The sequence below is a fragment of the Blautia sp. AM28-27 genome (assembly GCF_003480905.1).
Taxonomy (GTDB): Bacteria; Bacillota; Clostridia; order Lachnospirales; family Lachnospiraceae; genus Fusicatenibacter; species Fusicatenibacter saccharivorans.
In genome coordinates this window covers 1-26,337 of record NZ_QUJK01000019.1, presented here as the reverse complement: position 1 = coordinate 26,337, position 26,337 = coordinate 1, and the positions used below count along the sequence as shown (strand labels likewise).

27 protein-coding genes and 1 pseudogene are annotated in these 26,337 nt (G+C 46.6%); 16 read left to right on the top strand and 12 right to left on the bottom strand.

Annotated elements, in window-relative coordinates; all coding sequences use genetic code 11:
- The first annotated feature begins 29 nt into the window (after positions 1 to 29).
- The 5 genes from DW743_RS15660 (at position 30) to DW743_RS15640 (ending at position 3,806) form a co-directional block, all read left to right on the top strand.
- The gene (locus DW743_RS15660; protein WP_055267175.1) at positions 30 to 1,430 is read left to right on the top strand and encodes a subtype B tannase; all 1,401 of its coding nucleotides are present in this window, start codon (positions 30 to 32) and stop codon (positions 1,428 to 1,430) included.
- A gap of 17 nt (positions 1,431 to 1,447) precedes the next feature.
- Positions 1,448 to 2,023, top strand: coding sequence for a UbiX family flavin prenyltransferase (locus DW743_RS15655; RefSeq protein ID WP_117762096.1), 576 nt, complete (start codon positions 1,448 to 1,450; stop codon positions 2,021 to 2,023).
- The gene (locus DW743_RS15650; RefSeq protein WP_117762095.1) at positions 2,017 to 2,385 is read left to right on the top strand and encodes a prenylated flavin chaperone LpdD; all 369 of its coding nucleotides are present in this window, start codon (positions 2,017 to 2,019) and stop codon (positions 2,383 to 2,385) included. The genes DW743_RS15655 and DW743_RS15650 overlap by 7 nt, the downstream gene beginning before the upstream one ends.
- Before the next feature lie 147 nt (positions 2,386 to 2,532).
- Positions 2,533 to 2,964: an RrF2 family transcriptional regulator gene (locus DW743_RS15645; RefSeq protein ID WP_055226207.1), complete on the top strand. Its 432-nt coding sequence runs from the start codon at positions 2,533 to 2,535 to the stop codon at positions 2,962 to 2,964.
- A 215-nt stretch (positions 2,965 to 3,179) separates the two neighbouring features.
- Positions 3,180 to 3,806 carry a GntR family transcriptional regulator gene (locus tag DW743_RS15640; RefSeq protein WP_117762094.1) on the top strand — a complete coding sequence of 209 codons (627 nt, stop codon included), beginning with the start codon at positions 3,180 to 3,182 and terminating at the stop codon, positions 3,804 to 3,806.
- A 421-nt stretch (positions 3,807 to 4,227) separates the two neighbouring features.
- On the opposite strand, the gene DW743_RS15635 is transcribed toward DW743_RS15640, so the two are convergent.
- Positions 4,228 to 5,898, bottom strand: a complete 1,671-nt coding sequence (locus DW743_RS15635; protein ID WP_117762093.1) for an AAA family ATPase — start codon at positions 5,896 to 5,898, stop codon at positions 4,228 to 4,230.
- A 135-nt stretch (positions 5,899 to 6,033) separates the two neighbouring features.
- Positions 6,034 to 7,323 (bottom strand): L-cysteine desulfidase family protein, encoded by a 1,290-nt coding sequence (locus DW743_RS15630; protein ID WP_117762092.1) that lies wholly within the window; start codon positions 7,321 to 7,323, stop codon positions 6,034 to 6,036.
- Between the two features lie 245 nt (positions 7,324 to 7,568).
- Between DW743_RS15630 and DW743_RS15625 the strand changes: the two genes are divergently transcribed.
- Positions 7,569 to 9,098, top strand: a complete 1,530-nt coding sequence (locus DW743_RS15625) for an alpha-N-arabinofuranosidase (RefSeq protein ID WP_117762091.1) — start codon at positions 7,569 to 7,571, stop codon at positions 9,096 to 9,098.
- Between the two features lie 60 nt (positions 9,099 to 9,158).
- Here DW743_RS15625 and DW743_RS15620 read toward each other — a convergent pair whose 3' ends face one another.
- Positions 9,159 to 9,461 carry an AzlD domain-containing protein gene (locus tag DW743_RS15620; protein ID WP_330410127.1) on the bottom strand — a complete coding sequence of 101 codons (303 nt, stop codon included), beginning with the start codon at positions 9,459 to 9,461 and terminating at the stop codon, positions 9,159 to 9,161.
- Positions 9,451 to 10,194 (bottom strand): AzlC family ABC transporter permease, encoded by a 744-nt coding sequence (locus tag DW743_RS15615; RefSeq protein WP_117762090.1) that lies wholly within the window; start codon positions 10,192 to 10,194, stop codon positions 9,451 to 9,453. Before DW743_RS15615 ends, DW743_RS15620 begins: the two co-directional genes overlap by 11 nt.
- Positions 10,195 to 10,600: 406 nt before the next feature.
- On the opposite strand from DW743_RS15615, the gene ispE reads away from it, so the two are divergent.
- The 7 genes from ispE (at position 10,601) to DW743_RS15580 (ending at position 17,956) form a co-directional block, all read left to right on the top strand.
- Complete coding sequence (gene ispE / locus DW743_RS15610; RefSeq protein ID WP_117762089.1) at positions 10,601 to 11,482, top strand: 4-(cytidine 5'-diphospho)-2-C-methyl-D-erythritol kinase; 882 nt, start codon at positions 10,601 to 10,603, stop codon at positions 11,480 to 11,482.
- Entirely contained in the window at positions 11,469 to 12,182 is a 714-nt protein-coding gene (locus DW743_RS15605; protein ID WP_055221789.1) for a GntR family transcriptional regulator, read from the top strand. The genes ispE and DW743_RS15605 overlap by 14 nt, the downstream gene beginning before the upstream one ends.
- Positions 12,183 to 12,326: 144 nt before the next feature.
- On the top strand, positions 12,327 to 13,859 hold the full coding sequence (locus DW743_RS15600) for a spore germination protein (protein WP_117762088.1): 1,533 nt from the start codon (positions 12,327 to 12,329) through the stop codon (positions 13,857 to 13,859).
- Between the two features lie 3 nt (positions 13,860 to 13,862).
- Positions 13,863 to 15,599, top strand: coding sequence for a GerAB/ArcD/ProY family transporter (locus DW743_RS15595; protein ID WP_117762087.1), 1,737 nt, complete (start codon positions 13,863 to 13,865; stop codon positions 15,597 to 15,599).
- A 96-nt stretch (positions 15,600 to 15,695) separates the two neighbouring features.
- Positions 15,696 to 16,442, top strand: coding sequence for a stage II sporulation protein R (gene spoIIR / locus DW743_RS15590; RefSeq protein ID WP_117762086.1), 747 nt, complete (start codon positions 15,696 to 15,698; stop codon positions 16,440 to 16,442).
- A gap of 197 nt (positions 16,443 to 16,639) precedes the next feature.
- Positions 16,640 to 17,464 carry a glutamate racemase gene (gene murI, locus DW743_RS15585; protein ID WP_022462144.1) on the top strand — a complete coding sequence of 275 codons (825 nt, stop codon included), beginning with the start codon at positions 16,640 to 16,642 and terminating at the stop codon, positions 17,462 to 17,464.
- A 39-nt stretch (positions 17,465 to 17,503) separates the two neighbouring features.
- Positions 17,504 to 17,956, top strand: a complete 453-nt coding sequence (locus tag DW743_RS15580; protein ID WP_022462143.1) for a DUF1934 domain-containing protein — start codon at positions 17,504 to 17,506, stop codon at positions 17,954 to 17,956.
- Between the two features lie 148 nt (positions 17,957 to 18,104).
- Here the strand turns inward: DW743_RS15580 and DW743_RS15575 are convergent, their stop codons facing one another.
- The 5 genes and pseudogenes from DW743_RS15575 to DW743_RS15560 all read right to left on the bottom strand — a co-directional run.
- Positions 18,105 to 18,560 (bottom strand): hypothetical protein, encoded by a 456-nt coding sequence (locus tag DW743_RS15575; protein ID WP_055221777.1) that lies wholly within the window; start codon positions 18,558 to 18,560, stop codon positions 18,105 to 18,107.
- A gap of 613 nt (positions 18,561 to 19,173) precedes the next feature.
- Positions 19,174 to 19,533, bottom strand: coding sequence for a transposase (locus DW743_RS15570; protein WP_243004597.1), 360 nt, complete (start codon positions 19,531 to 19,533; stop codon positions 19,174 to 19,176).
- Between the two features lie 313 nt (positions 19,534 to 19,846).
- Positions 19,847 to 21,169 carry an ISL3 family transposase gene (locus DW743_RS15565; RefSeq protein WP_243004596.1) on the bottom strand — a complete coding sequence of 441 codons (1,323 nt, stop codon included), beginning with the start codon at positions 21,167 to 21,169 and terminating at the stop codon, positions 19,847 to 19,849.
- The gene (locus DW743_RS18530) at positions 21,162 to 21,605 is read right to left on the bottom strand and encodes a transposase family protein (protein ID WP_173829196.1); all 444 of its coding nucleotides are present in this window, start codon (positions 21,603 to 21,605) and stop codon (positions 21,162 to 21,164) included. The genes DW743_RS15565 and DW743_RS18530 overlap by 8 nt, the downstream gene beginning before the upstream one ends.
- A 96-nt stretch (positions 21,606 to 21,701) precedes the next feature.
- Positions 21,702 to 21,869 (bottom strand): annotated as a pseudogene (locus DW743_RS15560) (IS256 family transposase); the annotation flags it as partial.
- 105 nt (positions 21,870 to 21,974) lie between these two features.
- Here DW743_RS15560 and DW743_RS15555 point away from each other — a divergent pair.
- On the top strand, positions 21,975 to 22,286 hold the full coding sequence (locus tag DW743_RS15555; protein ID WP_117762084.1) for a helix-turn-helix domain-containing protein: 312 nt from the start codon (positions 21,975 to 21,977) through the stop codon (positions 22,284 to 22,286).
- A gap of 27 nt (positions 22,287 to 22,313) precedes the next feature.
- Here DW743_RS15555 and tnpC read toward each other — a convergent pair whose 3' ends face one another.
- The 3 genes from tnpC to tnpA all read right to left on the bottom strand — a co-directional run bounded on the left by tnpC (position 22,314) and on the right by tnpA (position 25,028).
- A complete protein-coding gene (tnpC, locus tag DW743_RS15550) occupies positions 22,314 to 23,978 on the bottom strand; it encodes an IS66 family transposase (protein WP_117762083.1) in 1,665 nt (554 codons plus the stop codon).
- A 314-nt stretch (positions 23,979 to 24,292) separates the two neighbouring features.
- Positions 24,293 to 24,571 (bottom strand): IS66 family insertion sequence element accessory protein TnpB, encoded by a 279-nt coding sequence (gene tnpB, locus DW743_RS15545; RefSeq protein WP_117762082.1) that lies wholly within the window; start codon positions 24,569 to 24,571, stop codon positions 24,293 to 24,295.
- A gap of 73 nt (positions 24,572 to 24,644) precedes the next feature.
- Entirely contained in the window at positions 24,645 to 25,028 is a 384-nt protein-coding gene (gene tnpA / locus DW743_RS15540; RefSeq protein ID WP_117762081.1) for an IS66 family insertion sequence element accessory protein TnpA, read from the bottom strand.
- A 69-nt stretch (positions 25,029 to 25,097) separates the two neighbouring features.
- Between tnpA and DW743_RS15535 the strand changes: the two genes are divergently transcribed.
- On the top strand, positions 25,098 to 26,174 hold the full coding sequence (locus DW743_RS15535; protein ID WP_330418109.1) for an IS3 family transposase: 1,077 nt from the start codon (positions 25,098 to 25,100) through the stop codon (positions 26,172 to 26,174).
- 12 nt (positions 26,175 to 26,186) lie between these two features.
- On the top strand, positions 26,187 to 26,309 hold the full coding sequence (locus DW743_RS19100) for an IS3 family transposase (RefSeq protein ID WP_416388110.1): 123 nt from the start codon (positions 26,187 to 26,189) through the stop codon (positions 26,307 to 26,309).
- Positions 26,310 to 26,337 lie beyond the last annotated feature (28 nt).

Genomic DNA, 26,337 nt, shown 5'->3' with positions numbered 1-26,337 from the left:
CGTTTTTGGGAAAGGGAGAGCATTGTGATATGCTGAAATTTAAGAAAAATCATTATACCATAGAAGAAGTAACACTGTGTGGGGAGACGGTCCGGTTTCGGGCGTTCCGTGACCTGGTTTATGTGGAAAAACCGGTCAATGTGGAGTTTCAGAAAATGAATCTCTTTGTGCCGGAGAGTTATTATGAGGGAACGTCCATCAACGGTTACGATTTACTGAGCGCGCCGGTTTTCATGCCGAATACTGTTGGCGGCTATATGCCGGGTCCGGCGGACGAGCCGGGAGCGAATCCGTTTTTACAGGGAAAACCGAATACGATTTTCCGCGCCTTACAGCACGGCTATGTCGTAGCATCTCCAGCGATCCGCGGCAGAGTGCAGAAGGGTGAGGACGGTCATTATAATGGGAAAGCACCTGCGTGCGTAGTGGATTATAAAGCGGCTGTGCGGTATCTTCACTTTTTGGCGGATGAGCTGCCTGGCGATGAAAATAAAATCATCACCAACGGAACGAGTGCCGGCGGCGCACTGTCATCCCTGATGGGAAGCACGGGAAACCACCCTGACTACGAGCCGTATCTGCAGGCGCTCGGCGCAGCGGATGCTGGGGATGATGTGTTTGCGGCCTCCTGTTACTGCCCGATCATCAATCTGGAGCACGCGGACATGGCGTATGAGTGGGAGTTCTGCAGTGTGAATGATTTCCACCGCGCAAACATGAAAATGGACGAGGGCGGCCGCCCGGTTTTCACACCGGTGGACGGCGAGATGACGGAAGAACAGATCCGCGTGTCCGTTGAGGAAAAAGCCCTGTTTCCGGCGTATGTGAGCAGCCTTGGATTAAAAGACGAAAACGGAGCTCCGCTGACGCTCGATGCGGACGGCGAAGGTTCTTTGAAAGAGTATGTCAAACACATTGTGATGGAATCCGCACAGAGAGCGCTTGACGGCGGCGTGGATTTAGCGGATAAAACGTGGCTGACCATCGAAAACGGCAAAGTGCAGAGCATGGATTTTGCGGCGTATGTCAAAGACATCACCCGCATGAAAACCGCACCGGCCTTCGATGCGCTGGATCTGGAAAGCCCGGAGAATGATCTGTTTGGAAATGAGATGACGAACTGCCGTCATTTCACGGAATACAGTGCGGCCAACACCAAAGTGCAGGGTGAGCGCGCAGAAAAAAAGATCGTGAAAATGCTGAATCCAATGGAATATGTCATGGATGAAATGGCGCAAAAGGCACACCATTTCCGCATCCGCCACGGCGAGTGCGACCGCGATACCTCGCTGGTGATCTCGGCGATGCTGGTATTAAAACTTCGTGAGGCAGGCTGTGAGGTGGATTATCATTCCCCATGGAATACACCGCATGCGGGCGACTACGATCTCGACGAGTTATTCGCATGGATTGACGGAATCTGTGGATAAAGGGAGGCGTGTGACGGATGGCTGTGGAAAAACGAATTGTAGTCGGCGCATCGGGGGCGAGCGGAATGCCGCTGCTGATCAAATGTCTCGAAATTCTGCAGGATAACGAAGAATACCGTTCCCTTCTGGTGATGAGCCGCAGTGCAAAGCTGACGCTGGAACAGGAGACAGACTGGAGTGTTTCGCAGGTGGAAGCGCTGGCAGATGAAGTGCTCGAGCAGGACAATATCGGTGCAGGCCCGGCGAGCGGGTCGTACCGGACAGAAGGCATGGTGATTGTGCCGTGCAGCATGAAAACAGCGGCAGGAATTGTAAGCGGATACACCGACAATCTGCTGCTGCGTGCGGCGGATGTGACGATCAAGGAGAAACGCCCGCTTGTACTGGCAGCGCGGGAGACACCGATGAGTGAAATTCATCTGCGGAATCTGTACGAACTGTCGAGATTGTCAAATGTATGGATTGTTCCGCCGATGATGACCTTTTATCAGAAACCGGAGTCCATCGACGATATGGTGACACATCTTGCGGCCAAACTGCTTTTGCCGTTCGGCGTGGAAGTAAAGGAGTACCGGAGATGGAAAGGATGCTGACAAAAAAGACAACGGCTGTAGGATGCACGATGGAAGTGACGGTAATGAAGATCGGTGAAGATTTTCAGATCTGTCTCGCCGGAGGAGAAAAGCCGCATATCGGCTGTGTGGTGCAGGCCGTACCACGGGAATCGCTGACCGGAGACGGGAGCTGGAGTGCGACTTCCTCGGTATGGAACCGCACCGGACATAAAGATGAGGTACTGTGCCGGATGCTGGCGGAAAAAATCTGTTGTGCCTGCCGTACCGTGACCGTCTGCACCGGTGGCGTGCATATCGATGGAATTACCGGAGAGCAGATCCGGGAGATTGTGGATGCGGTAGAGAAGATGGGAGAAGAGATTGCGCAGGATTTGAGATGATAAGTAAGCATGGAAAGCGGATAAAAAGTTATTGCATTTTTCGGACATGCTTTGGGTTTGTGTTATATTTCCTATTGAATATGTAGAGAATATGGAATAAAATAAAAGAAGGTATTTTTATCATGACATATATTCGGAGGAAATAAAATGAAAGTTTCGACAAGAGGACGGTATGCGCTTCGTCTGATGCTGGATCTGGCACTCAACAATACCGGCGAACCGGTGCGTTTGAAAGATGTGGCAAAGCGGCAGGAGATTTCGGAAAAATATCTGGAACAGATCATCTCGATTTTGAATAAAGCTGGTTTCGTAAAAAGTGTGCGCGGCCCGGCGGGCGGTTATTCCCTGAAACGAAAGCCGGAAGAATATACCGTGGGCATGATCCTGCGTCTGACCGAGGGCAGCCTTGCGCCGGTGGACTGTGTAGAAGACGGCGCCGACTGCGGCAGGGAAGATCAGTGCGTTACGGTGATGCTCTGGAAAAAACTGAACGATGCCATCAACAGTGTGGTGGACAATATTACGCTGGCAGATCTGGTGGAATGGCAGATGCAGAAGTCGAATGAGTATGTAATCTGACGGCAGACAGAATAAGCGATAACGTCCAATGAGGGAACAGAAGAGGGAAAATGGTGAAAACATCATTTTCCTTTTTTTTTACCGGTAAAAATCTGGGAGCACGGCATTTACAAGCAAAAAAAAATTTGTTAAGATAAAAAACAGGGCGCATTTGGAGAAGAAAAAAATCAGGATGCGCAAAAGTGAAGAAAATAAAAGATAAGGAGTTTCCCCTTATGAAAAAACAACAGGAAAGCCTTAAAAATATGGTATATCAGGCCATTTTGAACGGCATTTTTACCGATGAATATAAACCCAATCAAATTATCAACGAGCAGGAGCTGGTACAGAAATTCGGCTGCAGCAAGACACCGATCCGTGAAGCCCTTGTGACGCTCTGCAATGAGGGAATCCTCCGCAGCTTCCCGCGCTTCGGCTACCAGGTTGTCAGCGTGTCCCGCGAAGAGGCACAGAATATTCTGGATTTCCGCCTTGTTCTCGAGGGCGGATATCTTCGTCAGTCGATCGGACATATCACCGAAGAAAATCTGGCGGAGCTTGCCGAGATTGATGAGAGATGCAAACAGAGCACCGACAGCGTATGGGATCACTGGGAGGCGAATACGGCATTTCATCTGAAATTAATCTCCTTCTCCGGAAATGCTTATGCATATCAGGAACTCGAGCGAACCATGAACGTCTTAAAACGTGCTTATGCTCAGTTTTACTGGCAGACATGGTCCAACGTGAATCCGGCATTGGATATTGCACATCATACCGATATCATGCAGAGTATTCGGGAAAAAGATCTGGAGAAAACGCTGAATTATCTGAAAGAGGATCTGGCGGATTTTTGCGGGTGAGAAAACGTAATTACATAGAAAAACAGTCGTCGGCTATGATATAGCTTGGACGACTGTTTTTGTATATAGACTATTTCTTTTGCAAATTTCCAGTGTTTCTTTGTTTGGAATAAATACTTCCCGTGTCTTTTTATCATAAGCGAGATACCCAAGGTGAACGAACAGCGTCAGCACATCATCCTTGCTTTTTAAAGAGGTCATGTCATTTTGAAATTATGAGGTATAATTCCGAATGGAATAGCGGAAGAGTAAAATAAAACAGGATAAAGACAAAAGATCTAAAAAAGAACGAAAAAACGTCAGAAGTCAAGATTCTATTATATACCAATGATATCTGGAAAAATAGAATTGTACTTTTGACGTTTTTGATAGAGACCTGTGCATGCTGTAAAGAAAACTTTTCTGCGGGAGAAGAGATCTTTCACAGTACCTTTTTTACCAGACAGCGTTTCTTAAAAAATGAAATTCCATAACAGAAAATCTGATCGTAGTCATCCTCGTATTCCTTTGCGTACAGCTTCTCGTTCATCTGCTGTAAGGCGCTGTCGCATGCGGAACTCAGATTTTCCAGAGCCTTCGTATATTTTGCTTCAAAAACTGCCACCCGGCCGTTAATGGAATCATACAAAACGACATCGCTGCGGCCTTCGCCGTGTTCTTTGTTAGAATCTACCATGTAACCGGCCCCGGTAAAGATTCCGGCAAGAAATGCATGGTAAAAGTCTTCCCGATAGTCGTGATAACTGATCGTTCTTCGAAGAAGAGCCGTCAGTTCTTGCGTAATACGATCGCAGTCACCACTCCAGATGGCATCAAACAGTGTTTTCCGGTTCCAGGTTTTTGCACTTTCATCAAACCAGCGGACCACTGTTGTCTCAAAGATCTCTTTGATTTCAGCATTCGGAATTTTCAGCTCCATCATTCCTGGAGGCAGTTCATCTGTATCAATCGTAGTTTGGGCTTTTGTAAGATATCCTGTCAGATACAGCAGACTCCAGAGGTTATCTTCCGAGGAATGTAGATAATCATACGTTAGATTTTCATCTACACGCTGCACAATGGATCCGGCAGCCATTAAAGTTTCGAGTTTTTTTGTAATACTGCTTCCGGCGTAGTCAATGAAAGACCGGATGATGGCATTGTCACTCGTGTTTTTCCAGTAGCTGACAGGACTTGCCTGGGGATTTCGCTGCAATTCCAGAAGATAATTCATCACATCCCAGGGGCAGTAAACATCGAAAGTACCAAAATGATAGCCGTCATACCACTCCTTCATGGCAGATGCTTTATCTGTAAAATCTGCAGAAAGGAGAAGCTGGTCGACTTCATGCTGAACAAAGCCAAAATATTCATTCAGTCGGGAATTGGTAATTGTATCCGAGACAAAGTTATTTGTTCCTGTAAAGATACTTTCTTTTGCAATTTTCAGACATCCTGTGATAACAGCAAAGTGAAGAGATGGATTATCTTTTAATGCCTGCATCAATCCCTTTATAACATCCATCATTTCATTATAGTATCCGTGACTGTTCGCCTTGGCGATTGGCACATCATACTCATCAATCAGCAGGATCACTTTTTTTCCATAATGCTGTTCCAACAGCCGCGTAAGAAACTGGAGGGAACGCATAATATCCGTTTTTCCGGCTTGTCGTTCCTGCAGCTGTTTAAAAAGAAACTTATCCCGATCACTTAAAGCTGTACTTTTCAAAAGGTTATCATGCTGCTGATAAAGAAGGGAAATTTCATAGACCAGCTGTTGGTAAGCATCTGAAAAATGAATACCGTCAACATTTTTGAGCGATAAAAACACAACAGGCCATTGATTCATCCATTTCTCACATAAATTCTTTTGGTGTGAAATTTCGAGGCCATCGAATAGTTTTTTTGAGTCTTTGCGGATGTCAAAAAAACTCTCCAGCATGCTCATGCCAAGCGTTTTTCCGAAACGTCGGGGTCGTGTAATTAATGTCACTTCTGCTGATGATCTCACAAGTTCTGCAATCAGACCTGTTTTGTCAATGTAGTAAAATCCACCATTACGGATTTTTTCGAAATTTGAGATGCCAACGGGAATACTTAATTTGCTCATTTCGGTCATTCCTTTCTTGTCAAACACGCGCCAGAGACTATGCATGCTGGCTTTTTAGACATAGTATCAAAACTTATGTATATGTTACCATAAAACAAGGCATGTATCAATTGAGCAAAATCAGTTATTCTTTTATTAGCAGACCTCGTTCACATCCACCCGGTCAATCATAATATTCAGAATTTCCGTATCGGTATCTTTCATGCCGACTCTTCCGATATATCCCATACTTTTAATCGTATCTTCCACATCTTCCCGAACAATACCTTCGCCCGGCTGAAAACTTCTGTGATGCTGGCCCATGTAGTGGGCGAGAATAGCAGCGTCAACAGCGGATGCAATTTTCGCCGCACAGGAGGATTTTGCCCCGTCGCAGACAATACCGCCGACGTTTCCAATGGTATTGACGATCGTCAGGCTAACATCCTCATAGGATCCGCCGGAAAGATAGGTAATGGCGGCGCCGGCTCCACAGCCTGCGCTGACGGCGCCACAGTAAGCGGAAAGACTTCCAATATATTTTTTCTGATGAACCGCGATCAGGTTGCTGACAACGAGTGCGCGGTACAGTTTTTCCTGGGAAACGTTCCATTCTTTTGCAAACTCGATGACAGGAAGGGAAACGGTCATGCCCTGGTTTCCGCTGCCGGAATTGATGACGACCGGAAGAGAGCAGCCGCTCATACGGGCATCGGAACCGGCAGCTGCATGGGCGCGGGCGCGGATTTTTACGTCATCGCCGTACTCATTCAGCAGAGTGCGGCCGACCTGTGCACCGTAAGCGTGGCGGAGACCTTCGTCAGAAATCGCAGAGTTCATGGTGATCTGGCGGTCGAGGATTTCTTTGACATCTTCGATCTTCACAGTATCGGCGAATTCGAGAATATCCTTGACGTTCAGCACACTTTTATCAACGTATTCAGGGGAATCTTCATGAGCCGCAATTTGATAAAGTATCTCACCATCTTTTACGATGCGTGAAATCAGGGTATGACGGTTTACAATCGTTACCTCCGCGCTGTGCTCTCCGGCAATGACTTTTGCAACAATGTAAAGATTCTCTACGCCTTCTTTTAAAGTACAGGTACAGAATCCCTGCTGTACCAGTTCTTTTGTCTTTTCAATATCTGCCTCGGTCACATCTTCAAGTACTTCAAGCTCGCGTTCGGCACAGCCTCCGACGACGCCAAGCGTTGCCGCAACATCAATGCCCTTCAGACCGTTGGAATTTGGAACTTTAACACCCTTTACGTTTTTGATGATGTTTCCACTGCAGCAAAGCTCAATCGATTCTGGCATCTCTCCGAGCACTTCGCGTGCTTTGGCTGCCGCATAGGCGATGGCAATCGGCTCTGTACAGCCAAGCGCCGGAACAAGCTCGTTCTTTAAAATCTTTACATAACTGTCATATAATTTCTGATCCATGAAAATTCTCCTGTGTAGTTTTTTCTATTGTTCGTAAGTGGTAAATCTTGTATCTGCTCTGATTATACTATTGATATATCACTGATAATATTAGATGTCAAGCAGAGAATTGCAATATGTAGAGAAATACCGTGAAAAACAGGAATCCATAAGACTTTTTTCAGATTAAATTGTATTTCCTTTCAAAGTGTCCTATACTGAAAAGTAGCAAAAATACACATCACGCTTTCATTTGGAGGATTTTTATGCAGAAGATTACGTTTCGAAAATTAGCTGGAGAAAAATATATTTACCCGGAACTGCAGGGACACTTTATCGAGTTTCTTGGCTCCTGTATTTATGATGGAATCTGGGTTGGAGAGGATTCGGAAATTCCGAATTATCATGGAATCCGAAAAGACCTTGTGGATGCATTTCAGAAGCTGCACCCGCCGGTGATCCGCTGGCCGGGCGGATGCTTTGCGGATGTGTATCACTGGCGGAATGGTATTGGCCCGCGGGAGCAGCGGCCGGTTACATACAATGAAAACTTCGGTACTTTCGAGACGGATCCCAATCAGTTCGGTACACACGAGATGATGGAATTTTGCGAGATGATCGGCGCGAAGCCATGGTTTAATATCAATATGATGACCGGCTCTCCATCCGAGATGCGAGAGTGGATGGAGTACTGTAACCGCAAAGAGCCGACGGCACTTTCGCAGGAACGAAAAACAAACGGCCATGAAAAACCGTTCGAGATTGAATACTGGGGTATCGGAAATGAAGTATGGGACGGCGGTGGAAAAATGACGCCGCAGATGTATGCGAACGAATACCGGAAATTCAGTTCCTCCTGTCCGTCGTTTGGAGGCGGCGATCAGGCATTTTCCATGAAATGCATCGCCAGCGGCCCGGATGGAAATAAGCCGAAAGAACGTGCTGCGTGGACGAAAGACTTTTTTAAGGAGATGGGAAAATACCGTATGCCATCGCTTTACGGCTATGATCTCCATTTTTACAACTGGAATCTGAAACAGCTTCAGACAGAGAAAAAGTTTGATGAAAAACAGTGGTATGATGTGATCAATGGATGCAAAGAGCTGGAAAATGTCATTCACGAGCAGCGCCGCCTGATAGACGCTGGTCTTGAGGCACTTCCGAAACCGGAGGGTCCGTTCCAGGCGGCACCGAGAAAATGTGAACTGATTGTCGGTGAGTGGGGCAACTGGCACAGCAGTGCATTTAATGCGCGCCCGGCGCTGTATCAGCAGTGTACGATGCGCGATGCCGTTACAACTGCACTGACGCTCGACATCTTCCACCGCAATACCGGGGATGTGCGCATGGCATGTGTGGCACAGTCTGTCAATGTCCTGAATTCCCTGTTCCTGACGGATGGTGAGCATTGTATTCTGACACCAAACTACGATGTGTTCGATATGTATCAGGTGCATCAGGGTGCGTATACGCTTGGCTTTGAGGAAAAGAACAAAGATCCTGAGGTCTGCATCTTTGCTTCGATCAAAAATGATGATATCTACGTCAACCTCGTAAATACAAGCTACAGCGAATCAAAGAAAATCGAATTGAAATTCAAACAGTATCCGGAATTTGTTGAGGCCAAAACACTGTACTCCAAAGATCCGCAGAACTACAACGATGCGAAACATCCGAACCGAGTCCGCTGCAAAGAAGGAAAAGCACCTGCACGGGAAAAAGACTCCTTCCAGATTGCACTGCCGGCGGCTTCGGTCAGCGTTTATCATTTCAGAAAAACAGAAACAGAAAAGTAATACATACAAAACGGGCCGCCCCGGGGAAAAGGATTGTTCCCACAGGGCGGCTCATTTCTATTACAAAAATAATTCAATCACAAACACCACGGCACAGCATGCCACCGAAACCTGAAACAGGCTTGCACCGAACCATGCGGCTGCGATGCCGACGACAAGCGCGAGTGCGCCGGAAACAGGGCTCTGTGTTGCATGGACAATCGCCGGGAAGGTCATGACTGACAGCGTCACGTATGGAACGTAGTACAGAAACGACTGAATAAACTGATTTTTAATCGGCTTCCGAATCAGCGTCAGCGGCAGAATCCGGATTGTGTAGGAAACCAGAGCCATGACGGCGATATAGATATAATTATTGTACATCAGCATTTTCCTCCTCTGTCTTTACCGGGAACATGATAGCTCCGGCGCAGGAAATCAGAACGGTGAGCAGAATCGTTCTGGTTCCGTCGGAGAGAGTGGAGATGCCCGGGAGATAGCTGCAGATAAAGCTTAAGAAAAAGCTGACGGCAACAAGACCCGCTACCACACGGCTCTTTCTCGCCGGGGGAATGATGATCGCAAGGAACATGCCATACAGCGCCACACTTAAGGCACTGACAGCGCGCAGCGGCAGCAGATTTCCGGCAATAATGCCAAGAGCCGTGCCGATCGACCACGCGGGAGCAGCGACGAGAATGGCACCGTATGTATAATATGGATTCAGCCAGCCCGGGCGCGCGATTGTGATGCCAAACAGTTCATCCGTTACATCGTAACCAATGAGAAAACGGTGGAAAAACGGCGTGTCCGGTGAAAAACGCTGGGCAAGCGCACAGCTCATCAGAAGATACCGCGCATTGGCGATGAGCGTAATGATAGCGACCTGCAGATAGCCTGCGTTGGCGGCAATCAGTGTAAAGGCAGCGTATTCTCCGGCGGAAGCATTGTTGAAAAGACTGGCGAGAAAGCCCTGAAAAGGACTAAGACCTGCCTTACGCGCTGCAATGCCGAGCGAAAACGAGACCGCAAAATAGCCAAGCCCGATCGGAATGCCATCGCGGATTCCGTTGACCAGAACCTGGCGGGAAAATGAATAAGATCTTTGTGAACTCATAAAAAGCTACTTCCTTTTCCTTCGCAGAAGCTAGAGCATGTCTGAAAAATCATTTCCGTAATCTGAGATTCGCAGCTTACGAAAAGTTTTTTTCAGACATGCTCTGGCATCTGGCAAAAATGTTGGGGTCAAGAGATCAAAAATCCTCTTGCAAGCGAGCTTGCACCGGCTTTTTGATCTTTTGCCCTGATATCTGATGAAAATTATAGCAAGTTTCGACAGGTTCGTAAACTCTTATTTTGTTCTTGTTCGTTTCACGCAGCCACTGCTTACGCCTGCGTTTCTAAGTCTGTTGAACTGAATTGTATAAAATTATGTACAAAAACAGAAGATAACGCTTGAAAATAGAAGAAAAATCCATTAATATCTATGTATACAAAAAACATTACCGAAGGTGGTGCCTACGATGAAACTGCGTGCGCTTGCAAAAATAAATCTTGGTCTTGATGTGACCGGAAAAAGAGAGGATGGTTACCATGAAGTCCGCATGGTAATGCAGACGATCCAGATGTACGATCAGCTGGAAATAAAGGAGAGAAAAGAACCTGGCATAAGGCTGACAACCAATCTGCCGTTCCTTCCGTGTAATGACGGAAATCTCGTATACAAAGCGGCAAAGATTCTGATGGATGAATTCGATATCCGTCAGGGTGTCGATATGAACCTGACAAAATTTATCCCGGTAGCGGCCGGCATGGCGGGCGGAAGCTCGGATGCGGCAGCAGCACTGGTAGGAATTAACCGCATGTTTCAGCTTGGTCTGACCAAACGCCAGCTGATGGAGCGGGGTGTGCAGATCGGAGCGGATGTTCCGTACTGTGTGATGCGCGGTACGGCGCTGGCAGAAGGAATCGGCGAAAAGCTGACATCCCTTCCCGGCGTACCGATGTGCTACGTGCTGATCGGAAAACCGGGCATCAATGTTTCGACGAAATTTGTCTATGGAAACCTGCATCTTGACGAGGTGACGGAGCATCCGGATATCGACGGCATGGTAGAGGCGATCCGAAATCATGACCTGTACGGCATCACGGACCGCATGGGAAATGTGCTGGAATCCGTGACGTGTCCGGCGTATCCGGTGATCGATGAGATCAAGGCACAGATGATGAAAAACGGTGCGGTCAATGCGATGATGAGCGGCAGCGGCCCGACCGTATTCGGCATTTTCGACGATCCGGACAAGGCAGAATTTGCCCGTGATCAGTTAAAAGTAAGCGGACTGTCGAAACAGACATTTTTGACTACAGTATCAAAACCGGGAGGTACAAAGTATGGCAAAAAATGAGTTAGACCTGCAGATGGAGGATTATCAGTACCTTCCGCTCCGCGATGTCGTGTTCCGCACACTGCGCCAGGCGATTCTGCGCGGGGAGTTAAAGCCGGGTGAACGGCTGATGGAGATCCGGCTGGCAAATCAGCTCGGCGTTTCGCGTACCCCGATCCGCGAGGCGATCCGTATGCTGGAGCTGGACGGCCTTGTGATCATGGTGCCGCGGAAGGGTGCGCAGGTAGCACAGATCACGGAAAAAGACCTGAACGACGTGCTGGAGGTGCGGCTCGGACTCGAGGAGCTGGCGGTAAAACTGGCGTGTCAGCGGATTACAGAGAGCGAACTGCAGAAGCTTTATCAGGCATCGCGCAGCTTTGAACAAATGCTGGAGACAACAGAGACGGATGATCTGCAGAAGCTTGCACAGGCAGATGTGGCATTCCATGATGTGATTTATCAGGCGACGAACAACGAGCGCCTGATTCAGCTGCTGAACAATCTGCGGGAGCAAATGTACCGTTACCGGATTGAATATTTAAAGGATGTAAAATCCCGACGTTCCCTGGTCGAGGAGCACGATGCCCTCTATGAACGTATGAAAAATCGGGATCTTGCAGGCGCACAGAAGATGATCCGCGAGCATATCGAGCGACAGCAGGAGAGTATTATGCAGACCGTACATCACCAGAGCATGACGGGTGTAGAAGAAAAATAAAAGCGTATAAAATTTCGAAAAAGGAACATTCTGTTACAGAGTAAAAAATCGTGACAGAATGTTTTTTTATGGAATTTTGCAGAGTATATTTCTCCAGATGGTTTTTCGGAAGCTTTCAAAAGGAGGAGAAGGAGGGACGCAGGCATGGAAAAAGAGAAGACGCAGATTTCACTCACACTGGCGGAAAATGAAAGCGTGATCCGTACATGGTGTGAAAATTGCAATGATATTCAGATCCGCCCGATGAAACTCGGCAAAACGGGCGGAACCGGTGCGCTGCTGATCTACGTAGAAGTGGCGGTGAGCTGCGTTATGTTGAAGGATTCCGTGATCGGGAAGCTGTTGAACCGTCTGATGGAGGTTCCCGAGGCAGATATCCCGGGGGTTCTCTCGGAAAATCAGCTCGGAATTTCGGACGCACTGGAATTTGACACTATGGAAGCTGCGTTCGCTTCCATGCTTGCGGGAAATGCAATTCTTTTTGTGGATCATTATGACCGTGCAGTCAAGATCGGATCGAAGGGTTATCCAAATTTAGGAGTGCAAAAAGCGGAGTCCGAAAAAGTGCTGCGCGGCTCTAACGAAGGTTTTTCCGACTCTGTCAAAACCAACACGGCACTCGTCCGCAAGCGTCTGCGGACCACCGATCTGAAAGTGGAGGAGATACATTTTGGTGCGCGTTCTGATACGGTTCTGGCTCTGGTGTATGAGAAAGAGCTGATTTATCCGAAATTTCTGGAAGAGGTAAAACAGCAGATTGCCGGCTGGGAGGTGGACGGCGTTTTTGACAGCGGCATGGTCGAGCAGCTCTGCGAACCGCAGTGGAAATCGCCGTTCCCGCGCTTCGAGACGACCGAACGACCGGACCGCGCGGCGATGGAGATTCTGGACGGAAGAATCCTGCTTTTATGTGATAATTCCCCGGTCGGGATTCTCTTCCCGGCATCATTTGACAGCTTTTTAAAGGTCAGTGAGGACCGGTATCATCATTTTCTGATCGTCTCATTTGAGCGGCTGCTGCGGTATGCGGCGGTCTTTTTCGCCCTGTGGATTTCGGGCGGATACCTGGCTGTCACGGGCTTTCACACACAGGTGCTTCCGACCAAACTCCTGCTGGCGTTCGCCGAAGCGCGGAAAGGCGTTCCGTTCCCCGGCATTCTGGAAATTCTTCTGATGGAATTTGCTTTTGAACTGATCCGCGAGGCCGGTGTGCGCATGCCGGGGCCGCTTGGCGGGACGATCGGAATTGTGGGCGGACTGATCATCGGAGATGCAGCGGTTTCCGCCAATCTGGTAAGCCCGATGACCGTCGTTGTGGTTGCGGTTTCGGCGCTCTGTTCGCTGGCGATTCCGAACGAAGAGTTCGGTGCGCCGTTCCGGCTGCTGAAATTCGGCTTCATTTTGCTCGGCGGATGGCTCGGCATTTTCGGCATGGTGCTCGGCACGTTTCTTCTCGCGGGTCATCTCGCCGGGCTTACGAGTTTTGGCATTCCCTATCTGATGCCGTTCGTCGGGAAAGGACTTGCGGGCTACCATGCGCCGAAGGATTCCGTATGGCGGCCGCCGCTGCATCAGATGCGGGAGCGGCCGGTCTTTACAAAGCGCGATCAGAGAGTGCGGCTGCGGAAAAACAGAAAAGCTGCGGAGCCGGAAGAAAAACAGGAAAGGGGAGAGTGACGCATGTTTTCGGAAAATGACAGAATTTCACAGCGCCAGATGGAACGCCAGATCGTGCTCGTTCTGCTCTGCCCGGCGTTCTGGCAGCTCGCGGCGTACGGCGCATCGGACGGCCTGCCCGGTATGGCAGGGATTTTCGTTGGATATGGGCTGCTGGCGGTGTGGTGCATTTATCTCGTGCGCCTTGGCGGGCTTTACTGCCGCCTGGAAAGCGTGATGGGAAAGGCTGGGAAACTCCTTCTGGCAGTGATGTATCTGTGTTATCTGCTTTTCCTCGGCGGAACACTGCTTCGCAGAATGGCGGAGCTTGCCGCCGCGTATCTGACAGCGGGTGTACCGCAGGAGCTCTGCGGACTGTTTCTGCTCGCGGCGGCCGGGTTTGGTGTCGGCAGTGAAGTACAGAAAAGAGGACGGCTGGCGGAAGCACTCTATCCGTGGATTGTGGGCGGGATTTTGATTCTGCTTCTGCTGACGGTTCCGCAGATGCATTTTTCCTCGTTTGAGGATGCCTGGGAGACAGCAAAGTCTGTTGAAATTGTGGATAACGGAATACTTTTTGGGTGGAATGTGTGGAGAACACTGGAAAATGGAACACCGATTGCGCTGCTGCCGTTTTTACTGGGGCATGTGCAGAAAGAGCACAGGAGTGTCATTCTTCCGGTGACGCAGAGTATCTGGAAAACGGGGCTTCTTGTAATTGCAGGAAGCATGGCGCTGCTCGGCGTTTTCGGCCGGCGCGGCACGGCTGCGGCGCAGGACCCGCTCTTACTGTTAATGGCAGGAACGAGCCTGCCGGGTGGATTTCTGGAGCGGTTTGATATTCTGTGGATGGCATTTCTTTTGATGGGACTGCTGTTCACACTGGGAAGTCTGCTGTTTTACGTATCGCTGATCGGAGAGAAGACGGGACTGTGGAAACCGCAGAATCTCTATGTACGGATCGGTACAGTGCTTTTTATATGGCTGCTGTCATGCGCGGAAAGCGGCTGGTCGGTCCGATACGGTTACTTTCCGTTTTTCCTTGCCATCACGGTGCTGCTCGGCTTCTGCCAGAAGCATATGAAAAAACTGCGGCTTGTGTGTCTGGCGCTGGGCAGTATGATTTTCCTGTCATCCTGCGGGGCAGTAGAGCCGGAAAAGCGGCTGTATCCACTGGCGGTTGCCTTTGATTATGTGTCGGAAGAGGCGACTGCGCCGGAAAACAGTGAAACTGGGGAAGAAACCGGGACGGCGGTCAGTGAGAGCGGCGGAGAAAAGGAGACGGCTGGCGGTAAATGGCGCGTCTGGTATGCGCCTGCGAATCTTGCGGTGGTGACCGGCCAGGGAAAGGATGAGCAGGAGGAGGGAACCGACGAGGACCCTGCATCGCTGTTCTTTGAAGCGGAGACGTTTGAGGAGATTGCGCAGCAATATGACAGCACAGAGGAATATGATCTCGACACCGGACACGTCCAGGCGATTGTATTTTCCGATGCACTGCTCAGTGACCGGGGACGGATGGAAGAACTGTTGAAGTACCTGGAACAGGACCGTGCGCTTGGGCACAGTGCCTATCTGTTTCACGCAGAAAAACCAGAAGATATCATGGAGCAGAACGGAAAACAGGTGGAGTCTGTCGGTGAGTACCTGTGCGGAATTTATGACAACCGGGTGAAAAGAAAAGAGGCGGTGACACTGGCGGACTTGTGCTATGCGTTGGAAAACGAAAGGAGCATTCCGTGGATTCCGAAAGCGCCGTAAAAGGTTTAAAGTGTATGGAATATCGGAGCGGGCAGTGAGTGTCTGTGTATAAAAGTTTTGAAATCCGGCAAAACTGGAAAAAACAGGAGGCAGCATATGAATGAGAAAAAAGTACAGAGCCGGAAACGGAATCAAAATCAGACACAGAAGAAATCCAGGGACAGGCAGGCGCAGCCCCGAAATACATTTGGGAACCAGTATAGAAGTCAATTCCAGGCGGCATTTCAAATTTTCTGCCGCCGCTGGCTCCCCGTCTGCATTGCGGCGCTGATCCTTTCCGGAACCGCCAATCTTCTCCGCGAGTCCCGTCTGCAGCAGGAAGTCGCTGCAAAGATCGTGCGCTTTCACGTAAGAGCCAACAGCGACTGCGCCTCCGACCAGCAGATCAAGCTTCAGGTACGCGATGCCGTTGCCGAAGAACTGCAGACGATCCTGCACGGAGCCGAAACAAAAGCAGAAACCGAAGAAATCCTGCGTGAAAACGAGCCCTCCATCCGTGCCGCCGCCCTTCAGACGCTGCGCGCAGGAGGCAGTACTGACGATATCACCGTAACGTACGGAAAAGCCAGTTTTGAGGAAAAAGAAACGGGCAATTATATTCTCCCCGCCGGAACGTACGACGCTCTTCAGATCAACATCGGCAGAGCCAAAGGGCACAACTGGTGGTGCATGCTGTACCCGTCCATCTGCTTTTCGGATGCCCTGCGCCCCGTAAACGAGGATGGCGAAAGTGCAGAAAAAGTCGAAAAAAGCCGGATTCCGCTGCAGAATCTGTTGAGTGACGCCGCCTACCGCGAAATCCTGAAAAGTGACTGGATTTCGTTCCGGTTTTTCTGGCGTTAGGCGGATTTTTCGAAAGACTTTCAAGAGAAATGATTGCAATATTCCTCCATTCGGGTTAAAATAATGTATCAGCGACCTATTTTAACCAGGGTCGTGAAATGAAAAAAGAAATGTAAAAATTCAGATATATTAAATATAGAAATGAACCCCATTCGGCATGACAAAAAAGTAATGCCGGATGAAAAATGGAGGAAAGTATGAAAGCAGACAGACAGGCGCCGATCGGCGTCTTTGATTCCGGTGTCGGCGGACTGACCGTAGTGCGTGAGATTATGCGAAACCTGCCCGACGAACGAATCGTATATTTTGGAGATACAGCGCGTGTGCCGTACGGTTCCAAATCGAAGAACACCGTCATCCGTTATTCCCGCCAGATCGTACACTTTCTGGAAACCCAGCAGGTCAAGGCAATCGTCATCGCCTGCAACACCGCAAGTGCGCTGGCACTCGATACGATCGAAAAAGAGATTGATCTCCCGATCATCGGCGTGGTAAAACCGGGCGCACAGATGGCCGTCGAGACGACGCAGAACAAGCGCGTCGGCGTCATCGCAACCGAGAGCACTATTCAGAGCGGCCTCTACCAGCAGCTCATTACCGAGGCAGATCCGGCGATCACCGTTTACGGAAAACCGTGTCCGCTGTTTGTGCCGCTCGTGGAAGAGGGCTGGACAAAAGATCCGATCACCGAGGAAGTGGCGCGCCGCTATCTGGCAGAGATTCTGGATAAAGACATCGACACGCTGATTATGGGATGCACCCACTATCCGCTGCTGCGTTCTCTGCTGCGGAAAGTAGTCGGAGAAAAAGTAACACTCGTCAACCCGGCATACGAAACCTCACAGGCACTGTGCAGACTGCTGCGGGAGCTGGATCTGGAGAATCCGGGAAACGATGAGCTGGGCCGTCAGAAATACCAGTTCTTCGCAAGCGACGGCGTGGAGCGGTTCAATGCCTTCGCACATTCCGTTCTGCCGGAGCAGATCAGCGATACGAAACAGGTACAGATTGAAAACTATTAAAAACGACATACAGAAAAGAGAGAGGAACATCAGAAAAGGATGGAAAAAGACGTACTCATCAGCATCCGCGGACTGCAGTATCTGATGGATGAGGAATCCGGCGAACAAGAACCGGTGGAGGTTATGACGACGGGTTCGTACTACAAGAAAAACGGCCATCACTTTCTGATCTACGACGAGGCAACCGAAGGCTTTGACATGATGACGCACAACATGATCAAATTTACGGAAAACGCCCTCGAGGTGCGCAAGCGCGGCCTCATTGATGTCCATATGATTTTTGAGGAGGATAAAAAGAACATTTCGTTTTATCATACGCCATATGGCATGATCAACATGGGAGTTGCGGCGACGAAGGTCAGAATGAAAGAGACGCCGGATCAGATTTTACTGAAGGCAGAATACGCGCTCGACATCAACGACAGCTACGTGGGGGACTGCGTAATCGATATCGAGGTAAGACCGCGGGAAGGCGGAAAACTGAATTTATAAAAAAATACCCGGGAAGAATGAAAATCATTCAACTCGGGTATTTTCGCGAGCAACGAGCCAAAGTCCGGGCTTGCACGAGACCTTGGCGACTGCCGCGAAAGCAAAAAGAAACACGCAAAGCGTGTTTCTTTTTGTTTCAGATGAAATTTTATTTCTCCTCGCCGCGTGCCTTGCGGAGCATTTTCTGCCAGAAGCCGTTTTTCTTTTCCGGCTGCTCTAAAGAACCGCGGATGCCGCGAACGCCGGTGATGTAGATACCGCTTACGGTAGCTTTGACTTCTTTTTTCACCGGGATCTGATCGAAGATAGCAGCGTCGCAGATCAGGGTCATGATTCTCGGACCGACTTTTGCTTTGACGATCGGCAGTTTTGCACGACGCATCATTTTCGGTGTCTGGTCGATGACCATCTGTGGAAGTCCGGAATCTTTCATGCGAAGCTTTTTCTTATCTATGATCAACATGGAGACAGTCTGTTTCATGGCCTCCATTTGTTCCTGCTGTGCGGCCTGTTTTGTCTGTGCTTTTTTACCGAAGTAATACAGCAGACCAAGGATGACAGCGATGACAGCTAATACGATTAATACGATAATCCAGGGTTTCATCCCTCTATTCCTCCTCTGCAAAAAATAATGTGGGCATCGGAACATACAATGCCAGTCTATAAACATTCTAACATTGATTTCAGCAAAACGCAAACACATTTTAGACTAATCCAGGTGATTTTCAGTTACTGTTCACTCACCAATGGTATTTAGATAACGTAAACAATACTTGATGATATTCCATGTCAAACGATGCTGTAGGCTTCAAATATAGTTGAAAGCTTGATTGTCAGTAAATAAACTATGTATTTTCAACGACAAATAAGCAGATTTTCATCTGCTTCAAAAAGTGCTATACTCTTACTGGTGTTACTGTTTATACAGCTCTATATATTAGTCTCAATTATTCATGAGCATATAAAAATGCTCAATACTGCAAAGCCTTGAAACAGTTTCCTTGAATTCAATCGAATCACCCCCAGAAAATGTACAGACTACCCCCTGTGAAGTTTGATTAAGTTACTTTGGAACTGTCAAGGTACGTTAATAGTTGCTATTCCAACTGCACGAACAGCTGCTGGATATTCTCCAATGTCCTGTAGAACTCCTTTTTATAAGGACAGCTGCTACACAGTAAAAAGCCAGTTTTCCCTTGATGGTGCCATCGTCAGTCTTAATCGCAATGAATTTCATTCTTTCGGTCTTGGAGACTTCCGACGGGGCTCGCTGCGAAAAAAGCGCTGGCTTCTTCCAGAAACTCGTTTTCTTCTTTCAGACGACGAATTTCTTTATCCTGATCTTTCACGCGTTTTCGAAGCATGGTTAGTTCCTCCGCAAGACTCATGGCAGATTCTGGAGTATAGGCACCTTCTCCAATATCCAGTTGTCCGGTTCTTACGGCTTTAAGCCAGGTATGGATAGTACCTTCAGGAATTCCTAATTCTTTAGCGGCCTTAGCACCACCGATTTCTTTTGCAAGCTTAACTGCCTGCACTTTGTATTCATGATCGTACTTACGTTGACTTCGTGCCATAGTTGGGCACCTCCTTATTCTCTTGATTATACTATGAAATCCTTGAGAATAGGCTGTCAACTTTATTTATACACCATCAGAGTATTTCAACCTGCTGCTTACTGAACTTCCACAGCATATGGATGATAAAGATCTGCGATTTATTGATGATCTGCTTCCATGGTCACCCAGAGTTTAGAAAGAATGCCCAAGCCGATACCAAAAGGCTTGATTTTTCAATGTGCCTTCCATTTCTATAAAATCCTCTCAATCCCCGCTAAAAGGCGGGGATTTTTAATATCCAGTACTCATGTTTGAGGGGTTCTTTCCATTCTTAGTTGAATTTAACGTGAAAGAGTTCTCCGAATAGCACTTTCGCTTTCAATAGTTCAAAACTGTTTCGACCATACATTACCCGTTTTATGACTTTGATTTTATTTACACTGCCTTCTGCTAAGCCATTATTATACGAATATATAATTCCATTTTTTACAGCAGTTATATCCTTTTTTATGCCGTTTATGAATGTTTGAAGTTCAGGGATATCATATTTTTGTGCTGCATTGATCCATTCATCTATTTTTGTAGGATTTTTAGAGAATATGACATTACAAAAGTCTTTGGTTAATGTATATAACTCACTCAATAAAGGATATTTTTTTAATACTTCCTGATACTGTTTGACAGTGATTGTGCCAATATCCTCGAGTTTTTTATAAACCAGCTGGCATAAGGATTTCCTTTGCACATATTCAGAATGCGGCTTTTCTGTTTCATTCTGTTCATGTATTCGTGTTCTTTCTTTTTGCATAAACATTCGTAACGAAGCTACACTGCCAGTATATCCCTTTTTACAAATAATATCATGTATTTGGGGATACGTTAATCCCTGACTCCTGAGTTTTATTACCTCGTTCTCATATGGAGCTAATTTTCCTGGAATTCGAACATTATAATGACCATTTGTAACTGAAAAATCAGGATTTAAATAATTTTGTATAGTCTTATGGGCACGGTGCATCTGAGATGCAATCTGCTCAATCGGATATCCTGCCAAAGCCATTTTTCTTGCTTCTTTTATTTCCTGTTCTTTTTGTTTTATAGCCAGCTGGTGTTGCCGTTCCCTGGCAATTTCCTTACTTTCTGGAATCTGGTCTTCTGGAATCGCAAGATATTTTTGGATTGTTTTAGGTGATGAATGTAACAATAATGCTATATCCGATATGGTCAGTCCTTCCCTGCGTTTTTCATGGGCGAATTTTATACGCAATGACCGGTTTGCAGTGTTATATAATGCTTTCATTTCATCCGTAACGCCTTCTGTTAATGGTATTTCAACCCTTGCAGAAAACTCACGAAATATATATTTACAGATAACTTCCGAAAGTCCCTTTATCAAGTGAAAACGGTCACTAATCTGTATGACATCAGGATGAGAATTTGTAGCAGCGGATGCGTATGTAATGGCTCCATCCCTTGAAATAACTTCGATATTGTGAAACGTTTTCAGCCAGTTGCAGACAACATTTGTATCTCTTGACGGAATCATATCAACAATCCGATGATTTTCCAAATTTATCATAACTGTTCCATAAGAAAATCTTTTACGGAGAGCAAAGTCATCCACACATACCATTTTTACAGAAGATTTATCCACAATGGATGGCATTTTTTTTAAGCAGATCGCAGATGCTGCTTTTGCAAACTGAAATATTTTCGCTTTTTAAAAGTTTAGAAGCATTCAACGAGCTTAGTTGGGATGATGTATATAAAATATTTTGGATTAACCTGTTCGTTTTTTTCGATTTAGCAGCCACAAATGGATGTTTCTCGGAAAAAGTTTTATGAGAACAGTCCAGATTCATACATCGCATTTTCCTGGTATCTACCAACAGAATGACCTTTTTTCCTTGCATAGGAAGATCTTGAATTTCTCTTTCATAAATAGAATGAACTTTAGATGTTTTTCTTCCACAAAACGGACATTCTAATTCAGCTATTGTTGATGCAATATGAAAAATCACTTTATCTTCTTTTATGCGATATTGTATTAGTTCATAGGCTGGGTCAAGTAACTTAATAAATTCGTCCATATAAATATCCCTCTTGGTAAATATATTTTGAATGTATTATATAACTTTAACACATCAATTTCAACCAAGTGTGGAAAGAACCGTTTGAGGATTTACGTTCATTTCGCCCTGCAGCATTGCTTCAAACATGGGACCAAAAATATCTTTTAGTGCATTCTGTATATCCTCTACGCTTTTTGGCTGGTACTGCTCAAGGATAGCCTGTGCAAGCTGTCGGTTCGGGGTTACATCTTTTTTTCTTCTTGCCATAGTGAGTGTGTTCATCCTTTTCTAATCCTTTCCTGTTATCTTAACACACTCTGTGAAATGAACAAAGGAGGGTGCGGACAAAATTCTGGACTACTATAGGGCTTCGAAAGGAGCCTTTTTATGTATTCAAAAGAACAAAAGGATATTGCACTACGGATATATCATCAAACAGAGTCTGTAACTGAAACTATTAGGATTCTAGGGTATCCAACACGTAGAAATCTGTACACATGGATTGCTGAGGAAAATACCCCACCCAAAACAAGGAAAGAATACCCTGTAATTGATAATCCTCCTGATCATCCTCGCAATCCTCCATTAGAAGTAAAATTAAATGCAATTCACCGTTGCTATGAGCTCGGAGAAAATATAAAATATGTTTCAGAAGACATTGGGTATAGTAGAGCTAGTATTTATGTAAGCGATGAATAATCACCCGTTCACGACCTCCAGGGAACCTCAAATGTTCAGGTTCCCACGATTTTCCGGTCTTACGTTTTCGATATCTGTTATGCCTGTGCATCTTTCCTTTATGAAATCACTCCATGGCATCAGCTTTTCTATGCCTGCGGGCTCATCCTTGTAGTCCGGCATATACAGCAGCAGAGTGTACAGATATTGAAAGATGTTCAGGCCATTCGCCTTTGCTGTTTCTATGATACTTAATACGATTGCACTTGCTATTGCCCCGTTGGTAGTATCATGAAACAGAAAGTTCTTACGCCCGGTCACATAAGTTTTTGCCCGGCGTTCTGCTGCGTTATTGGAGATCTCACATCTTCCATCCAGCAGATAATTCATAAGGGTTTCCTTATGGTTAAGAGCATAGTTCACTGCCTTTTCTAGTTTGCTCCCTCCTGCAGGATCCAGTGTGTCCAGCCAGCTCCAGAATTCATTCCAGACAGCCGGTTCTTTTTCCTGGCGTCTCTGACTTCGCTCTTCTGCTGGAAATCCTTTGTAAAGACGTTCCAGGTAAAAGAGGCGGTTACAGAATGCGACACCCTTTTCGGCAGGAAGCAGCTTCTCATCTGCAGCAGTCCCTTCCGGCGGTTCCGTGATCTCCTGTTCGGAATTGATATCCAGCAGCTTCAGGTTTTTCTGACGGGCTTTTGGGACTGCCTCAAAAAACTTACGTCTACAGTGGGCGAGACAGCATACTAGGATAACGTCCTCGATCCTTCCGTATGCAGCATATCCATCGCAGTGGAGCAGCCCGGTAAAACCGGACAGGAATTCAATCGGATGATCCCCGCTACGTCCTGGCCGATAATCATACAGGATAATGGGCGGTAGCCCATCCGTCCCGCTCAGATAGATCCACATATAGGATTTTGAGGTGGCACTTTTCCCTTCTTCATGAAGGACCTGGCATGGGACTTCGTCGGCATGGAGTACCTCCCTCTTCAGAAGTTCCTGATGCAGGACCTCATAGACCGGAAGGAGATAGTTCAGCGCACAGTAGTTATACCAGTGTGCCGCCGTTTCCCTTGGGACAGGCACTCCTTTTTCAAGCCAGTCCTTTGACTGCCGGTAAAAGGGAAGGTGCAGGAAGCTTTTCTGGTACATGACAGTTGCAACCATATCTGGTGAAGCGGGGCTGTGTGCAAGAAGCGGCGTTGGTGTTTTCCCTTCCAGGATGGTCGTCTCATCTTCTTCACGGCATACCGGGCAAACAAGGGTTTCCTGCATATACCGTACCCGGACGACCTTTGCTGGGGTGATGCGCAGCTCTTCCCGGACAAACTTATAGCCCAGATGTTCCATTTTGGAATCACAGTCCGGACAGATACGTTCTTCTTCCGGGATATCACATGGAACTTCTACTACGGGAAGGGCCTCGTACAGATCGGCACGGACGGATTTCTTCTTTCTGACCCGTTTATGCTCTTTTACAATTGTCGTTGGCTCCGCCTCTGGGACGGTTTCTTCTACTGGTTGGGAAGCCTTTGTCTTTTCACTGGATGATCCAAAGAGCTTCCGCTTCAGCTCATCCAGTGTTTCATTCAGGTTTGCAATGGTACTGCGCAGATCCTTTATGGTTGCTCTCAGGTCAGTGATCGTCTGTTCCTGTTCTTTATTCGTTTTTAATAGAAGCTGGATCATTTCCTCGGCATCAAGCGGCATAGCGGTCTCCGTCCTTTGTTTTCTTACTACTATTATAAGAAAATATCAGCCAGATGGCAAACTGCCGGAAATGCTGGTACCGTCAATCTGACGGTATCCCATATGTGGATATCTCTCCCAAAAGAATAAGACTGCATACGGATTTTCCATCCTCTTTAGAAAGATATCCACATCCTTTCTGGCAGGAGACCTGTCCATCCAGACATCATCCACATGACACCTGGACAAAGAAGGTCTGACTGTGGATAACGGTAAGAGCACCTTTCCGGAACTGGAAATACAGGATCTTTAAATTCTCCGTTTTGCACAAAATATTAAAAATCCTTCTTTTTCCCACCGCTTTTGATCGCTTTGGGCTGATCGATAGAAAGGCCTTCCATAAGCCAGCGGAATTCCTGACGGGTCAGGAGCCGGGCTTCCGAAGCATTCCGGGGCCACTGGAACCTGCCGCTTCCATCAAGCCTTTTTTGCAAAAGTACAAACCCATCCTTGTCAAAATGCAATGCTTTGAGTTTGCGGCTGTCCCTTCCACAGAAAAGGTAAACCGCATTTGCGTAGGGATCAAGTTCGTAAACATCACGTATGATCGCCATGAGGCATCAAAACTCTTGCGCATATCTGTCCGGCCGGTTATCACGAAGATCTTTGATACACCGGACAAGTCACCTAACAAAGGCACTGCAGCACAGACAGGATATTGGATATGGTCTCACGGTGTGCTGCATTTGTGATCTCGATCTGAATGCCATGGTATGCTATTTTTACAGCAGTATCAGAAGAGATCTCTGGAACAGCCGGGCTGACGGATGGACAGGGAACCGCTTCCCCAAAAGCCAGCTGGACAACTTCCTGCTTTCCTAAAAAAGTAGAATGAATAGGTTCCGGGATCGTACAGGCTTTCTTTCTGAGCCTTCGTATCTGGTAGTAAAAGTTACTTGTATGAATATGATGTTCCTCACACCAGCATTTGTCAGAGAGACCGCTGGAACGGCATTCCTGGATTAGGCTGAGCCACTCTTCATCGGTACGTCTTGGATTTCTTTGTGTCATAAGTATTCAACTCCTGTTCTTGTATTTGGAGTGGAATTAGCATAGATTCTCGGAACAGATTGAAGTAAAATGCTCCTAAGTGCCAAAACTGGAAGAGTAAGAGAGACCACTCCTTTGAGGAGATTATCTCACAAATTTGAGGAGATGAAAAACCGGGTGATTATTCATCGCTTACGTATTTATCAATGGCGAAAACGTTATTTAAAAGAAGGTACATTAGGTCTTATGAATCACAAAAACATTACTCCGGGAACATTAGTAGAAGGTTCTGTTTCAAGTACAGATATTTCTTCTGATGAAATAAATCAGTTGAAGGCTCAAATGCAAGATATGCAATTAGAAATAGACATTCTTAAAGAAACGATAAATGTATTAAAAAAAGACCCAGACATCGATCAGAGTGCTCTCAGCAACAGAGAGAAGGCGGTGATAATCGATGTCTTGAAAAATAGCTACTCACTGCCATTATTATTACAGAAATTACAATTATCAAAAAGCAGTTATTATTATCAGGAACAATCCCTACAAAAAGAAGATAAATATACACTTTTACGTGTTAGAGTCATTGAATTATTTACAGAGAATAAAGGTCGATATGGTTACAGACGAATTCACGCCCTACTTAAGCGTGAAAATATAATTGTCTCAGAAAAAGTTATTCGTAGGATTATGAAAGAAGAACAACTTGTAGTAAAAATCAAACGAACTCGTAAATATAATTCCTATCAAGGTGAAATATCTCCAGCAGTAGATAATCTAATTAACAGAAATTTTTCTGCATCTAAACCTAACGAAAAGTGGTTAACAGATATAACCGAGTTTGCAATTCCGGCAGGAAAGGTTTATTTATCGCCTATAGTAGATTGTTTTGATGGCTTACTTGTCAATTGGAATATAAGCACTTCTCCAGATGCATTACTTGTCAATTCTATGCTTGACGATGCAGCTAAATTACTATCTGTAGGAGAAAAACCAATCATACATTCAGACAGAGGCGTACACTACCGCTGGCCAGGCTGGATTGACAGGATGGAGAAAAATGGTTTCATACGATCAATGTCAAAGAAAGGCTGTTCACCTGATAATTCTGCCTGTGAGGGCGTATTTGGAAGAATTAAAAATGAGATGTTCTATAATGCAGATTGATCTGGGGTAAACATCTCAGAATTTATTGGTATTTTAAATGATTATCTTTATTGGTATAATGAAAAAAGAATAAAAAAATCATTAGGATATTTGAGTCCTATAGAGTACAGACATAGACTTGGATTGGTCACTTAGATAGTCCAAGAAAATGTCCGCACCCTCC

Excerpts from the sequence above, each read along its gene's own strand:
- DW743_RS15655 (WP_117762096.1), top strand. The coding sequence starts at position 1,448 with ATGGCTGTGGAAAAACGAATTGTAGTCGGCGCATCGGGGGCGAGCGGA.
- DW743_RS15580 (WP_022462143.1), top strand. The coding sequence starts at position 17,504 with ATGGAAAAAGACGTACTCATCAGCATCCGCGGACTGCAGTATCTGATG.
- DW743_RS18530 (WP_173829196.1), bottom strand. The coding sequence starts at position 21,605 with ATGGACGAATTTATTAAGTTACTTGACCCAGCCTATGAACTAATACAA.
- DW743_RS15630 (WP_117762092.1), bottom strand. The coding sequence starts at position 7,323 with ATGGATCAGAAATTATATGACAGTTATGTAAAGATTTTAAAGAACGAG.
- ispE (WP_117762089.1), top strand. The coding sequence starts at position 10,601 with ATGAAACTGCGTGCGCTTGCAAAAATAAATCTTGGTCTTGATGTGACC.
- DW743_RS15605 (WP_055221789.1), top strand. The coding sequence starts at position 11,469 with ATGGCAAAAAATGAGTTAGACCTGCAGATGGAGGATTATCAGTACCTT.
- DW743_RS15650 (WP_117762095.1), top strand. The coding sequence starts at position 2,017 with ATGCTGACAAAAAAGACAACGGCTGTAGGATGCACGATGGAAGTGACG.
- tnpA (WP_117762081.1), bottom strand. The coding sequence starts at position 25,028 with ATGACACAAAGAAATCCAAGACGTACCGATGAAGAGTGGCTCAGCCTA.
- DW743_RS15615 (WP_117762090.1), bottom strand. The coding sequence starts at position 10,194 with ATGAGTTCACAAAGATCTTATTCATTTTCCCGCCAGGTTCTGGTCAAC.
- DW743_RS15570 (WP_243004597.1), bottom strand. The coding sequence starts at position 19,533 with ATGGCACGAAGTCAACGTAAGTACGATCATGAATACAAAGTGCAGGCA.
- DW743_RS15595 (WP_117762087.1), top strand. The coding sequence starts at position 13,863 with ATGTTTTCGGAAAATGACAGAATTTCACAGCGCCAGATGGAACGCCAG.
- DW743_RS15625 (WP_117762091.1), top strand. The coding sequence starts at position 7,569 with ATGCAGAAGATTACGTTTCGAAAATTAGCTGGAGAAAAATATATTTAC.
- spoIIR (WP_117762086.1), top strand. The coding sequence starts at position 15,696 with ATGAATGAGAAAAAAGTACAGAGCCGGAAACGGAATCAAAATCAGACA.
- DW743_RS15640 (WP_117762094.1), top strand. The coding sequence starts at position 3,180 with ATGAAAAAACAACAGGAAAGCCTTAAAAATATGGTATATCAGGCCATT.
- DW743_RS15645 (WP_055226207.1), top strand. The coding sequence starts at position 2,533 with ATGAAAGTTTCGACAAGAGGACGGTATGCGCTTCGTCTGATGCTGGAT.
- DW743_RS15575 (WP_055221777.1), bottom strand. The coding sequence starts at position 18,560 with ATGAAACCCTGGATTATCGTATTAATCGTATTAGCTGTCATCGCTGTC.
- DW743_RS15600 (WP_117762088.1), top strand. The coding sequence starts at position 12,327 with ATGGAAAAAGAGAAGACGCAGATTTCACTCACACTGGCGGAAAATGAA.
- DW743_RS15555 (WP_117762084.1), top strand. The coding sequence starts at position 21,975 with ATGTATTCAAAAGAACAAAAGGATATTGCACTACGGATATATCATCAA.
- DW743_RS15660 (WP_055267175.1), top strand. The coding sequence starts at position 30 with ATGCTGAAATTTAAGAAAAATCATTATACCATAGAAGAAGTAACACTG.
- DW743_RS15535 (WP_330418109.1), top strand. The coding sequence starts at position 25,098 with ATGCTCCTAAGTGCCAAAACTGGAAGAGTAAGAGAGACCACTCCTTTG.
- murI (WP_022462144.1), top strand. The coding sequence starts at position 16,640 with ATGAAAGCAGACAGACAGGCGCCGATCGGCGTCTTTGATTCCGGTGTC.
- DW743_RS15620 (WP_330410127.1), bottom strand. The coding sequence starts at position 9,461 with ATGTACAATAATTATATCTATATCGCCGTCATGGCTCTGGTTTCCTAC.
- tnpC (WP_117762083.1), bottom strand. The coding sequence starts at position 23,978 with ATGCCGCTTGATGCCGAGGAAATGATCCAGCTTCTATTAAAAACGAAT.
- DW743_RS15635 (WP_117762093.1), bottom strand. The coding sequence starts at position 5,898 with ATGAGCAAATTAAGTATTCCCGTTGGCATCTCAAATTTCGAAAAAATC.
- tnpB (WP_117762082.1), bottom strand. The coding sequence starts at position 24,571 with ATGGCGATCATACGTGATGTTTACGAACTTGATCCCTACGCAAATGCG.